10 protein-coding genes are annotated in these 12534 nt (G+C 58.6%); 5 read left to right on the top strand and 5 right to left on the bottom strand.

Going from position 1 to position 12534, the window contains the following annotated elements; translation table 11 throughout:
• Positions 1 to 2: 2 nt before the first annotated feature.
• From Q1A07_RS19380 to Q1A07_RS19365, 4 genes are all read right to left on the bottom strand, one after another.
• Positions 3 to 377, bottom strand: a complete 375-nt coding sequence (locus Q1A07_RS19380; RefSeq protein WP_299783676.1) for a hypothetical protein — start codon at positions 375 to 377, stop codon at positions 3 to 5.
• A gap of 203 nt (positions 378 to 580) precedes the next feature.
• Positions 581 to 1039, bottom strand: a complete 459-nt coding sequence (locus Q1A07_RS19375) for a (2Fe-2S)-binding protein (protein WP_299783675.1) — start codon at positions 1037 to 1039, stop codon at positions 581 to 583.
• Between the two features lie 231 nt (positions 1040 to 1270).
• Positions 1271 to 2914: a hypothetical protein gene (locus Q1A07_RS19370; RefSeq protein ID WP_299783674.1), complete on the bottom strand. Its 1644-nt coding sequence runs from the start codon at positions 2912 to 2914 to the stop codon at positions 1271 to 1273.
• Positions 2915 to 2932: 18 nt separating this feature from the next.
• On the bottom strand, positions 2933 to 4045 hold the full coding sequence (locus Q1A07_RS19365; protein ID WP_299783849.1) for an S-(hydroxymethyl)glutathione dehydrogenase/class III alcohol dehydrogenase: 1113 nt from the start codon (positions 4043 to 4045) through the stop codon (positions 2933 to 2935).
• A gap of 229 nt (positions 4046 to 4274) precedes the next feature.
• Between Q1A07_RS19365 and Q1A07_RS19360 the strand changes: the two genes are divergently transcribed.
• Complete coding sequence (locus Q1A07_RS19360; RefSeq protein ID WP_299783673.1) at positions 4275 to 7706, top strand: indolepyruvate ferredoxin oxidoreductase family protein; 3432 nt, start codon at positions 4275 to 4277, stop codon at positions 7704 to 7706.
• Here the strand turns inward: Q1A07_RS19360 and Q1A07_RS19355 are convergent.
• A complete protein-coding gene (locus Q1A07_RS19355) occupies positions 7673 to 8692 on the bottom strand; it encodes a LacI family DNA-binding transcriptional regulator (protein WP_299783672.1) in 1020 nt (339 codons plus the stop codon). The two genes, Q1A07_RS19360 and Q1A07_RS19355, sit on opposite strands and share 34 nt — an antisense overlap.
• Positions 8693 to 8977: 285 nt before the next feature.
• Here Q1A07_RS19355 and hisD point away from each other — a divergent pair, with 285 nt between their 5' ends.
• Genes hisD through Q1A07_RS19335 form a run of 4 tightly spaced genes read left to right on the top strand, consistent with a single transcriptional unit; the run spans position 8978 to position 12505 of the window.
• Positions 8978 to 10285, top strand: a complete 1308-nt coding sequence (gene hisD / locus Q1A07_RS19350) for a histidinol dehydrogenase (protein WP_299783671.1) — start codon at positions 8978 to 8980, stop codon at positions 10283 to 10285.
• A 5-nt stretch (positions 10286 to 10290) separates the two neighbouring features.
• Entirely contained in the window at positions 10291 to 11043 is a 753-nt protein-coding gene (locus tag Q1A07_RS19345; RefSeq protein ID WP_299783670.1) for an SDR family oxidoreductase, read from the top strand.
• A complete protein-coding gene (locus Q1A07_RS19340; RefSeq protein ID WP_299783669.1) occupies positions 11040 to 12056 on the top strand; it encodes an alcohol dehydrogenase catalytic domain-containing protein in 1017 nt (338 codons plus the stop codon). Before Q1A07_RS19345 ends, Q1A07_RS19340 begins: the two co-directional genes overlap by 4 nt.
• 44 nt (positions 12057 to 12100) lie before the next feature.
• Positions 12101 to 12505 (top strand): universal stress protein, encoded by a 405-nt coding sequence (locus tag Q1A07_RS19335; protein WP_299783668.1) that lies wholly within the window; start codon positions 12101 to 12103, stop codon positions 12503 to 12505.
• The last annotated feature ends 29 nt before the right edge of the window (positions 12506 to 12534 follow it).

Raw genomic sequence — 12534 nt, 5'->3', positions numbered from 1 at the left:
GGTCAGTCGAAGGCGCAGGGCTGACCCGCCGCGCCCCAGAGGCGCAGATCCTCAATGTGATTTTCAAGGTCGTAAGGTGCAGGTTCTCGCGTGCCGCCCGGCGCCCAGGCCCAGTGCAAGATCACGTCGTGACCCAGGTGTTCGGCAAGCTCTTCAACAGTACGTCCACCGTTCCGCGCCGGATCGCGCAACTGGGCGCAGATAAAATCACTGGAGCGCCCAAACCAGTCTGCCTCCACCGGCGCCAGCCGCCACGCATCGGCCACCTGCGGTGCCGCGTGTGGCATGTCCTGCCCGCCGGTCTCGTTGGTTACGTGGCACGTGCGACAGGGTATCGTTTCCGCGCCGATGCGGCTTTCACCTGCGCGGATCATCATGCCGTGCGGTCGCGGCTCTCCGTAGCTCGGGCCGGACCACATCGGGCGATCACTTGATCCGACATGACAGTTCGAGCAGCGCGGGTGGGAGACAACTTCGTATATGCGATTCCAGGCTGTGAGACCTTCGCCGCGGCTGACGATTACTTCACCTTCTGCATGAGAAGCAGCCAGCAGAGATATGAAAAATATCAGAAAATAATTCATTTCTGCCTTAGGGAAGCCGCCGCTGTTTTGATCGCGGCTCGAATGCGCGGATAGGTTCCACATCGACACAGATTACCGCTCATCGCGGCATCAATATCCTCATCGTTGGGATCCGGCACAAGATCCAGAAAGGACGCCGCCTGCATGATCTGGCCAGATTGACAGTAGCCACACTGTGCCACTTGATGCTCAATCCATGCGGCCTGCACCGCGTGCAGCGCCTCTGGCCTCCCCAAGCCCTTGACGGTCGTGACATCCCCGTCGACATCCGCGATGGCCAACTGGCACGACCGGACGGCAATACCATCGACATGCACGGTGCACGCACCGCATTGCGCGATCCCGCAGCCGTATTTAACATCTGTTATGCCAAGCGTATCACGCAGAACCCAAAGCAACGGCATGTCCTCCGCCACGTCGACAGTATGTTCGGTGTCATTCACTTTAAGCTTCATCTGACGCGCCTTCCGGGTTGCTTCTAACCTAACCTGCGCTGTTTTCTTCGGCAATGACGGCGTCGCGTCAGTCCAGAGGCTAGCATATGACGGCTCAGGTCAAAGCTAATGACGAGCAAAACCGCACCTGTGGGAAAGCCCCTTGTCTGATTGCAAATTAGTATGCCACTTGCGCTTTGGTTGTGGACAAACATGCGGCCGCGATCAGCTGTGGGCTAGCAACGAGGTAGATCAAGCGGCAGCGTTTGTACCCCGGCAAAAGCAGGACGCGCGGATAGGAACGGTTGCGCGGGCCAGAGCAGGGTCGAGTTGAAGCTTAATGTGCCGTGCTTCTGTCAATGCACCGCGCTGCACCAGGCATTCGTACAGACCGTGCAATGACCAAACGTTACGTGGGTGCTGACAAGCGCGAGCCAAGGTTTCATCCAGCCCGAGGTCTGCGCGGTAGACCGCTTCAGCCTCTTCAAACTGCCGCCGCTCCATCAAGAGCGCACCCAACGCGTGGCGCGTGGGTTGCATCCACCCCCAAGGCTCGTCGTAGAGTAAAGCATCGTCCAGCGCGACAGAGCGGCGCAGGTGTGCGATACCCGCTTCCGGATCGCCCGATTTGAAGGCGAGCTCGCCCTCCATCATCGCTTCACCCACTGCAAGAACATCAGATCCGAAGTTATTGAAAACCATACGCGTTTCCTGCACACTGGCCAGCGCCCGACTGGCCAACTCCCGCTCTGCCTGCGCCGCGTCAATCTGACCGAGATTGGCAAACGCAATGACCCGAGCCTGACGCATGGCAGCCGTCGTGTAGCTATAGAGCTCCGGGTCGTCGGGAAGCGTCATGTCTATGATCTGCTGCCACATCCCAAAGCGGACCATGACGTGGACTTTCTTGCCCCAGAAGCTTTCAAACAAATCCGGCATGTAGCGCACAACCGGATCGGGCAGCATTTCAATCAGCCGGTCAGAGGCCGCCAACGCGCGTTCAGGTTGCCCTAGAAACATCGCGCCATAAGCTTCGAAATGTACATTATGAATGCGGTAAACGGTGTAGAAGTTCTTGGCGCCCATCAACGCTTCGTACTTGCGATCCACCTCTGCCGCACGGGCATTGCGCGCCACGACATTCTGGTATTCACCACAGAGCACATCAATATGCGTCGCCATATGCACCAAATGCCCGGAATCCGGCACCAGATCGACCAGCCGATCGCCGTGGCGCAGAGCCTTTTCCGGGAAAGGCGACATCTCCATAAGGTGAATATACATGTGCAGAAGGCCCGGATGATCCCAAGCGCCGGGCAGGGTGTCGAAGGCAGTCTCCAACGCAGCCTGCGCCTCCAGCGTTGACGCGCCTTCGCGCGGCTCACCGCTCGGCAAGTCCCATAGCAGCCACGGCGTACGATTCATCAGCGCCTCTGCAAAGAGGCAGATCACATCAAGATCACGCGGATGCGCTGCGTAAACACGGCGCATAGCATCCGAGAAAGCGTCGTTCCATGGTGCGAAATCTTCAATCTCCGGATCGTCAGGAAAGCGGTCACAAAGCGCTTCTATCAACGCTGCCTCGACCGGGGTGAGGCCTGTGACCAGTCGCTTGGCCTCCGCAAGCGCCGCATGGGCCTCATCAAGCGTGCTCACCCGCTCTTCAGGTGTAAAAAACTCCCAAGGTTTATTATAGTTGGGGCCAACCGCGTAAGCCACACCCCAATATGCGATCCCGCACCCGGAATCTGCGTCAATCGCCTTCTGGAAACAGCGTGCGGCGGCCTCGTGGTTGTATCCGAAGAGCCAGACCAAGCCGTCATTGACCTGCTTTTGCGCCTCTGACGATACGGTTGTAACCGCACGCGAGAAGCTACCGAGATCAAAGCCCTCCATGATTACGAACCAATCATCTCAGAACTCCACGACGGCGCGGATGGATTTGCCTTCGTGCATAAGCTCGAACCCGTGGTTGATCTCGTCCAGGGTCAGCTTGTGGGTGATCATCGGGTCGATCTCGATCTTGCCGTCCATGTACCAATCCACGATCTTCGGCACATCCGTGCGCCCCTTGGCCCCGCCAAAGGCCGTGCCGCGCCAGACCCGCCCTGTGACCAGCTGGAAGGGCCGTGTGGAAATCTCGGCCCCCGCGGGCGCCACGCCGATGATGATGCTCTCCCCCCAGCCCTTATGCGCAGCCTCGAGCGCCGTGCGCATTACGTTGACATTGCCCGTGGCGTCAAAGGTGTAGTCCGCCCCACCCTTCGTAATCTCAACCAAGTGGGCAACCATATCCCCACTCACCTTGGACGGGTTGACAAAATCAGTCATTCCAAAGTGTTTTCCCATCTCGGCTTTGTCATCGTTCAAATCAACACCGACGATCTGGTCTGCCCCTGCCAGTTTAAGGCCCTGGATGACGTTGAGGCCAATGCCACCCAGTCCAAAGACAATGGCGCGGGATCCAATTTCAACCTTGGCAGTGTTGATCACCGCCCCGATGCCTGTAGTCACACCGCAGCCAATGTAGCATATCTTGTCGAATGGCGCGTCCTTGCGCACTTTTGCCAACGCAATCTCGGGCACCACGGTGTGATTGGCAAAGGTCGAGCAGCCCATGTAGTGGTGGATCGGTGTGCCATCGAGCATCGAAAACCGCGTGGACCCGTCAGGCAGCAAACCTTGTCCTTGGGTGCTACGCACTTTTTGGCAAAGGTTGGTTTTCGGATTCAGGCAGTATTCGCATTCCCGGCATTCCGGCGTATACAGCGGGATAACGTGATCGCCGACTTCGAGCGTTGTGACGCCCTCGCCGACCTCAATCACAACCCCCGCACCTTCATGGCCAAGGATGGCTGGGAAGATGCCCTCCGGGTCATCACCTGAGCGGGTGAACTCATCGGTGTGGCAAAGACCCGTAGCCTTGATCTCAACCAACACTTCGCCTTTACGGGGGCCTTCGAGGTTCACCTCCATGATCTCAAGCGGTTGTCCGGCAGCAACGGCAACGGCGGCGCGGGTTTTCATCATGGGGCCTTCTCCTCACTGAAATCTGACAATTACAGAGAAAGCCGCGCGGCTGTGATGTCAAGAGAATGATGCCGCGAAGCAAAAGTGCTGTTTTAAGAAATTATTTCACAAGGCGACCAAAGTTGGGAATTTTTTATCACACATCCGTTCAATCGTGAATTTCTGGCAAGTCTTTTCGCGCCCTTTCCGTAAGATCACATGCACGCATAGAATTCGGGGAGCCGACGTGACTCATCAACCGCAAAAAATCAGCACCTACGCCTTGGAAGATCGCTATTCCAAAACAACAGGGCGCGTGTTCATGACCGGGACACAGGCGCTGGTGCGGATCATGCTGGATCAGGCTCGCCGCGACCGGCAAGCCGGATTCGACACGGCGGGATTTGTCTCGGGCTATCGCGGCTCACCACTGGGTGGCGTGGATCAGGAGATGTGGCGGTCAGCCGACCTGCTCAGCGATGCAGCGATACGGTTCATGCCAGCAGTGAATGAAGATCTCGGCGCGACCGCAATTCTGGGTGCGCAGCAAGCCAGCCTCGATCCGCAGTGTGACGTCGAGGGCTTATTTTCGATGTGGTACGGGAAAGGCCCGGGGGTGGACCGATCCGGCGACGCGTTAAAACACGGCAATGCCTATGGATCTGCCGCGAAAGGTGGCGTGCTGGTCGTTGCGGGCGACGACCATGGCTGTGTCAGCTCATCCATGCCGCATCAATCAGACGTCGCTTTCATGTCGTGGTTCATGCCCACCCTGAACCCGGCAAGTGTCGCGGAATATCAGGCCTTCGGTGAATACGGTTTTGCGCTCTCTAGATTTTCAGGGACCTGGGTCGGTTTCAAGGCAATCTCCGAAACCGTGGAGAGCGGGCAGTCAATCGACATCACGCCGGACCGGATTTTCAGCCAGCCCGACTACACAGCCCCGCCCGGTGGGCTGCACGTGCGGGTCGCAGATTTGCCCAGCCCCGAAATCGAGACGCGCATCCGCCACAAGCTTGACGCCGTGCAGGCCTTTGCCGAAGCAAACCCCATTGATCACGCGATTTACGGCATCGAGAAAGCCACGTTTGGATTTGTAACCACGGGCAAGGCGCATCTGGACCTGATGGAGGCGCTGCGCCTTCTGGGGCTGGATGAGGCCCAGTGTCGCGCGCTTGGCATTGACATTTACAAGGTAGGGATGGTCTGGCCCCTCGCCCATCACGCAGCGCTGGATTTCGTGACCGGCAAGCGTGAAGTGCTCGTGATCGAGGAAAAGCGCGGCATCATTGAGTCGCAGTTCAAGGAGCATTTTTACGACTGGCCCGGTCGAAAACCGGAGCGGATGGTGGGCAAGTACGACGAAGAGATGAGCCCGCTGGTGCCCTGGACCGGAGAGTTGAGCCCCAGGGTGCTGATCCCCATCATCGCGGACAGGCTGAACCGGTTTTTCCCGGATGAGAGGTTCGTGGAAAAAGCACGCATACTGACACAGGTTGAGCCGCCGGTGATACGGGTCGAGGGCGCAACGCGCACCCCTTACTTTTGCTCTGGCTGCCCGCACAACAGCTCCACCAAAGTGCCCGAGGGATCGAAAGCCGCCAGCGGCATCGGATGCCATGTCATGGCCTCGTGGATGGATCGGGAGACAGTTGGTTACGCACAAATGGGGGGCGAAGGGGTTCCGTGGATCGCCAGCTCGCTCTTCAATGGAGGCAAGCACATCTTTCAGAACCTCGGCGAAGGCACGTGGTATCATTCGGGCTCCCTGGCCATCCGTCAGGCGGTCGCGGCGGGCACGAATATCACCTATAAAATCCTCTACAACGATGCAGTGGCAATGACCGGGGGGCAACCGGTGGATGGCCCGGTGTCCGTGACAGGGATCGCACAGACCTGCCGCGCAGAGGGCGTCACGCGCATTGCACTTGTTTCTGATGATGTCGGCAAATTTAAAGCGCCGGACTTTCCAACCGGGACAACTTTCCATGACCGCGGCGAAATGGACAAGCTGCAACGAGAGCTGCGCGAGGTCTCAGGCGTTTCAATTCTGATTTATGAACAGATGTGCGCCACCGAGAAACGTCGCAAACGCAAGCGTGGTCAGATGCCAGAGCCTGAGCAGGTTGTAGTGATCAATGATCTTGTCTGTGAAGGCTGTGGTGACTGTTCCGTAGAGAGCAATTGCCTGAGCGTGGAGCCGCTGAAAACTGAATTTGGCACCAAGCGGCGGATCAATCAATCAAGTTGCAACAAGGACTTCTCCTGTCTGAACGGATTTTGCCCAAGCTTTGTGACACTGGAAGGAGCTACGCGCCGCCGTACACCCCGGCAAGAGGTGGATGTCACAGCGCTGAGTGCGGCGCTCCCCTTGCCCCCTCTACCAGAATTGGACAAGCCGTACGATCTTTTGGTTACCGGCGTCGGCGGCACAGGCGTCATCACCGTCGGCGCGCTCATTTCCATGGCCGCGCATCTGGAGGGTAAAGGCTCCAGCGTACTCGACTTCACCGGATTTGCGCAGAAATTCGGTACCGTGTTGGGACACATACGGATCGGGGCTGGCCCTGACCACCTGCATCAGGTGCGGATCGACGCCGCAGCCGCAGATGCCATCATCGGGTGTGACGCGGTCGTCTGCTCTTCGCCCAAAGCCTCCGCGCACTATCGAAAGGGTACGAAGGTCGTATTGAACCAAGCCGAAATGCCGACCGGTGATCTGGTTCTAAACCGCGATGCAGATCTGCGGATCGACAAACGTAAGGCCGCGATCGCAGCGGTTGTGGGACAAGACGCGCTGGATGCCGTAGACGCAGGTCAGCTCGCCGATGATGTGATGGGCGATGCCGTCTATGCAAATGTTATTATGTTGGGATTTGCCTGGCAGCGCGGGCTGGTACCAGTTGGATTCGAAGCGCTGATGCGGGCGATAGAACTCAATGGCGTGGCACCTGAACAGAACAAGCGGGCCTTTGCCCTCGGGCGAGTGATGGCGGAAACACCGGACACACTGCAGGCACCCATGCGGGCAGCAGACGAAACCTTCGAAGATGTGATGGCGCGGCGCATAACGTTTCTGAAGGCCTATCAGAATGCCGCTTGCGCTCGGCGTTTTGAGGACAAAATGGAGCACCTTGCGCAGCTGCCGGAAGATATTCAGATTTCAGCGGCGAAATCACTTTTCAGATTGATGGCGTACAAGGATGAATATGAAGTGGCCCGCCTGCACCGGGATCCCGGCTTTCAAGCGCGATTGCGAGAAGATTTCGAAGGGGATTTTCGGCTACGCTATCATTTGGCCCCGCCTTTGTTGTCGCGCAAAAAGGACGGCCGCGGCAGGCCGATAAAACGTAAATTCGGGCCTTGGCTTGGCCCCGTTTTTGGTGTTCTGGCCCGTCTCAAGTGGTTGCGCGGCAGTTGGGCGGATCCATTTGGATTTCATCCCGACCGCAGGCTGGAACGTGCATTGATCGACTGGTTCGACGAAATCCTGACACAGATACCGAGGTTGTGGCAGGCGGGTCATCACGCAACCGTTCGCAATCTAGTCGCCGCCCCCACGGACATACGTGGCTATGGCCCGGTCAAGGAAAACGCGGCAGCGGAGGTCCGGACGCGGGTGGCACAGCTGCTCGCAGAGACAGGTCAGTGCGGCGGTGCCGCCAGCGACGCGCGATGAATGAACTCGGTGGACAGTGGCGCAGGCGCCTCAATCGGCTCCCCGCTCAGTTTTGCAAGCAGCATTTTGGCCGCGGCGCGTCCCATTTCAATCTGCGGCACACGTACGGTCGCCAAGGGCGGATTGGACACAGACGCCAGCCCGATGTCATCGAACCCCACAAGGGAGACGCGGCCAGGCACGTCAATCCCCATCTGGCGCGCGCGCATCAGGGCCCCTGCCGCCAGCACGTCATTTCCGCACATGATGACCGTCGGCGTATCGGGTCGTTCCAGAATCTGCGAAAAGGCCTCGCCGCCGAATTCCAGCCGATACTTTGTTTCTTCTACGTGTAGCAGTGCGGCGCCTTGCCCGAAATCGGTGATGGCAGCTTCGATCCCGATGTGCCGGTCGCGCGCCCTGTCATTCCCCTCCCGCACCCCGCTGATCATTGCGAACCGACGATGGCCCATGGCCAAAACACGGCGTGTCGCGTCATAAGCCGCCTGGCGATTGTCAAATCCGACATAAGTCTGATCGGACTGCGGCCTGAAACACCACGAAATTACGTGCTGTACGTGCCGCTTGGCCAGAAAATCGCGTGTCGCCTGCGGACGTTCGTCCCCGATCAGCAACAACCCGTCCGCGCCATGGGCAATCAACGCCTTAATCTGGCGGAGCTCCTGCTCCGGATCATACCCGGTGCTGGCCAGCAGCAGGTTGACCCCCGCTTCGGAAAGCACCTCCTGAAACGCCTGCACACCGCTGGCGAACATTGCATTCGCCATGCTGGGGATGATTGCGCCCACCGTATTGGTCCGGTTCGACGCCAGCGCTCGACCGCCGAAGTTAGGCGTGTAGCCCAATACCTCGATCGCTTTCTCAATCTTGTCGCGCGTTTGCTTGGCAACTTTATCGGGGTCGTTCAACGCCCGCGAGATACTGGCGGTCGACACACCAGCCATCCGGGCAACATCTTCAAGAGTAGGGGCAGAATTTCGGGCCATCCGTGGATCGTATCGTCCTTTGCAGTCAAAGGCTTGCAGTTTCTGGTGCAGACACCGCCCGACCTTTTCAAGACCTTAAGAGGAAAGACTTGCAAGAATCAATGTAAGCGCTTACATAAACATTCCAACAGGAGCTGTTCGATCACCGTTCAGACTCCGTCTGGGAGGTTGTCATGTACACTTCGTCATGCGCAATTGCTGTCGGAACGGCGCGGCGGTTGTCGAACTTACGCATGCTTCTCCACCCAGAAATCAGATCCGGATCATCAGACAGGAATCCCTTAAATGGCTCGTGAGTACCTCAAGAAAGCTGCAAAAACCGCAATGACGGATGCGGGCGATGTGCGCGAAACGGTTCAGAACATCCTCAACGATATCGAGGCGGGCGGCGATGCAGCAGCACTGAAGTATGCTGAGAAATTCGACAATTATCAGGGCAGCATCATTCTGAATGATGAAGAGATCGCTGCCGCGTCGGTTCTGGTGTCGCAAAAACTGAAGGACGATATCGCCTTTGCACATGACAACGTGCGCCGTTTCGCCGAGACGCAGAAATCAACCATGCAGGATGTCGAACTGGAAGTTGTGCCAGGCTTGATTGCGGGACAGAAGGCCATCCCCTGCCGTGCCGCGGGATGCTATGTACCCGGCGGTCGGTATAGCCACATCGCCAGCGCCATCATGACAGTGACAACGGCGAAAGTTGCCGGCTGCCAGCACATCACTGCCTGTTCGCCGCCACGTCCGGGTGTTGGGATCAACCCAGCCATTATCTATGCCGCCAACCTCTGTGGAGCCGACAATATCCTGTCGATGGGCGGGGTGCAGGGTGTGGCCGCGATGACCTTCGGTTTGTTCGGTCTGCCCAAATCGGACATCCTCGTGGGACCGGGCAACCAGTTTGTGGCAGAGGCCAAGCGCATTCTCTTTGGACGCGTGGGCATTGATATGATCGCCGGGCCCACCGACAGCCTCATCCTCGCGGACAAGGACGCCGATCCGTTCATTGTCGCCACAGACCTCGTCGGTCAGGCAGAGCATGGGTACAACTCGCCGGTCTGGCTGGTCACCGATAACCGCGCTCTTGCAGAAAAAGTCATGGAGATCGTGCCCGGACTGATTGCCGATCTGCCGGAATTGAACCGCGCCAATGCAGAAGCCGCATGGCGCGACTACGCCGAGGTGATTGTCTGCGCCGACCGCGAGGAAATGGCGGCTTGTTCAGATGACTACGCCCCGGAACACCTGACCGTGCAGGCCAAAGATCTGCCTTGGTGGCTTGATCGCCTGCAGTGCTATGGCTCGCTCTTTCTGGGCGAGGAAACCACCGTGGCGTTCGGCGATAAGGCGTCAGGCACGAACCACGTGCTGCCGACGTCGCAATCTGCAAAATACACAGGCGGTCTTTCGGTCCACAAGTACATGAAGATCGTCACATGGCAGCGCGCAACGCGTGAAGGGTCCAGACCGGTGGCGGAAGCAACAGCACGCATTTCCCGCCTCGAAGGTATGGAGGGGCATGCACGCACGGCAGACGCACGACTGCACAAATACTTCCCAGAAGAAAACTTCGACCTGTCCGCAACTGATTGATCCTGATGAGCACGCTCTTCGATGTTTCCGGAAAAGTAGCCTGCGTGACCGGGGCCAGCAGCGGCCTCGGGCGTCAGGCAGCCAGCCTGCTGGCACGTGCGGGCTGCCGGGTCGTCGGGGTGGCCAGACGACCGGATCAGCTTGCAGCATGGACGCAGGAAACATCCGGGGAGACAGCCACGGTAAGTGCTGACCTTTCTGATCGCCGCGCGCTCCGTGGGATCGCCGCAGCAGTGGAAAAACCATTTGGGCCGATTAATATTCTGATTAACGCGGCGGGGATCAACACGCGTCAGACAGCGGATGAGGTTACGGACGAAGGCTGGGACGCCACGTTGAACATCAATCTGGCTGCGCCATTCTTTCTGGCCCAAAAACTGGTGCCTGCCATGAAACAAAGCGGTTGGGGCCGGATCATCAATTTTGCCTCGTTGCAGTCGCGCCGGGCTTTTCCGGGCGGTATCAGCTATGGCGCATCTAAGGGCGGCGTGGAACAGATGACCCGCGCCATGGCTGAGGCATGGTCCACCCATGGCATTACAGCCAACGCTTTGGCGCCGGGCTTTTTCCGGACAGAGTTGACGGGACCGGTTTTTGCGGACCCTGAACTGGCGCAACGCAATGCTGATCAGACGTGTATCGGGCGCAATGGCGAACCCGCCGATCTCGACGGGCCACTGATGTTCTTTTGCTCGGAGGCATCGGCCTATGTGACCGGACAAACCCTATTCGTAGACGGAGGTTTCACCGCGAAATGAAAGCGCTTGTGTACACGGACGTCGAAGAACTCTCTTACATCGACCGCCCCATGCCCCAAGCCCGCGAGGGCGAGGCGCTGGTACGCATCATGGCCTCCGGCATATGCGGGTCAGACATGCATGCATTCCTCGGCCATGATCCTCGTCGCCCCCCTCCGCTTACGCTGGGCCACGAGGCAGCCGGTATTGTGGTTGGCGGGCCCGACGATGGCCGTCGCGTTACTATCAACCCTTTGGTCGCGTGCCAAAGCTGTCAGGACTGCGAGGCTGAACGTGAAAACCTTTGCGCGCAGCGCGAAATAATCTCCATGCCGCCACGACAAGGTGCGTTTGCCGAATATGTCACCATGCCATTGCAAAACCTGGTGACCGTGCCAGATCACGTCCCGCTTGCGCATGCAGCGCTGGCGGAACCGATCGCTTGCGGCTGGCACGGCGTCCGACTGGGTCGGGCGGTTCTGGGCGGCGATCTGTCCGGTTTGCGCTGCGCTGTGATCGGGGGCGGCGCCATCGGCGTCGGTGCGGCGCTTTCGCTGTCGGCGCAGGGTGCGCGTGACATTACCGTAGTCGAGCCCAATGAGGTACGCCGAGCCCGGCTGGCCGATGTTGCAGGCTTCGAGGTCTGCGCCCCGGATGAACCGGCAATGCCTCCGGAAGGATCGGTGGATTTCGTGATCGACGGTGTCGGATTTGCCGCAACCCGCGAGACGGCGAGCCGCATTGCCCGCGCCGGTGGTGTGATTGCTCACGTAGGTCTGGGCGAGGCAACGGGGGGCCTCGATATCAGAAGGATGACCCTGCAGGAGATTACCTTCATCGGCACCTACACCTATACCGCCAAGGACTTTGTCGACACTGCTACCGGGATTTTCGACGGACGGTTGGGCCCATTGGACTGGCTGGAAGAGCGCCCCCTTTCGCAAGGTCAAAACGCGTTTCGGGACATTCGCGCCGGAACTGTGGCCGCACCGAAAATCATATTGACCCCGGAACATCACGCGTCCGACACTTGAGGCCCGATCAATCGGCCATTGGCCGTCGCACATGAGGACACGACATGCACAAGAAAATTATCGTTTCGCTGGCTTTGGATCACGGCATCAGTGAAGAAGCGCTCGCCATGGCGCGTCATCTAAAAGGAGATGACGGGGAGATTCTAGCCGTTCACGTCCATGAAATGCCGAACAGCACTGTGAATGCCTATGTCTCCGAGGATGTGATGAAGCGCGCAGTCGATGGAGCCAAAGAGAAGCTGGCGAACCGGGTGGCTAACACACCGGATGTCGAGCCGGTACTCCTGCACGGCAACCCCGGCCAATCCCTTACAAGCTATGCCAAGAAGATCGGAGCAGACTGCATCATCGTCGGATCGCACAAGCCCGGACTGAGTGATTTCTTTCTGGGTTCAACAGCCTCGCGCGTCGTGCGTCATGCGCCCTGTTCTGTTTATGTAATACGTTAGAATCCCCCCATAATGCGCTGTATATACAG

This window comes from uncultured Roseobacter sp., from assembly GCF_947492555.1.
Classification (GTDB): domain Bacteria; phylum Pseudomonadota; class Alphaproteobacteria; order Rhodobacterales; family Rhodobacteraceae; genus Roseobacter.
This window is presented reverse-complemented; position numbering and strand designations above follow the sequence as displayed.

What these genes read in the sequence shown, in the direction of transcription:
- Q1A07_RS19380 (WP_299783676.1), bottom strand. Translation starts at nt 377, where the DNA reads ATGATGATCCGCGCAGGTGAAAGCCGCATCGGCGCGGAAACGATACCC.
- Q1A07_RS19375 (WP_299783675.1), bottom strand. Translation starts at nt 1,039, where the DNA reads ATGAAGCTTAAAGTGAATGACACCGAACATACTGTCGACGTGGCGGAG.
- Q1A07_RS19370 (WP_299783674.1), bottom strand. Translation starts at nt 2,914, where the DNA reads ATGGAGGGCTTTGATCTCGGTAGCTTCTCGCGTGCGGTTACAACCGTA.
- Q1A07_RS19365 (WP_299783849.1), bottom strand. Translation starts at nt 4,045, where the DNA reads ATGAAAACCCGCGCCGCCGTTGCCGTTGCTGCCGGACAACCGCTTGAG.
- Q1A07_RS19355 (WP_299783672.1), bottom strand. Translation starts at nt 8,692, where the DNA reads ATGGCCCGAAATTCTGCCCCTACTCTTGAAGATGTTGCCCGGATGGCT.
- hisD (WP_299783671.1), top strand. Translation starts at nt 8,978, where the DNA reads ATGGCTCGTGAGTACCTCAAGAAAGCTGCAAAAACCGCAATGACGGAT.
- Q1A07_RS19345 (WP_299783670.1), top strand. Translation starts at nt 10,291, where the DNA reads ATGAGCACGCTCTTCGATGTTTCCGGAAAAGTAGCCTGCGTGACCGGG.
- Q1A07_RS19340 (WP_299783669.1), top strand. Translation starts at nt 11,040, where the DNA reads ATGAAAGCGCTTGTGTACACGGACGTCGAAGAACTCTCTTACATCGAC.
- Q1A07_RS19335 (WP_299783668.1), top strand. Translation starts at nt 12,101, where the DNA reads ATGCACAAGAAAATTATCGTTTCGCTGGCTTTGGATCACGGCATCAGT.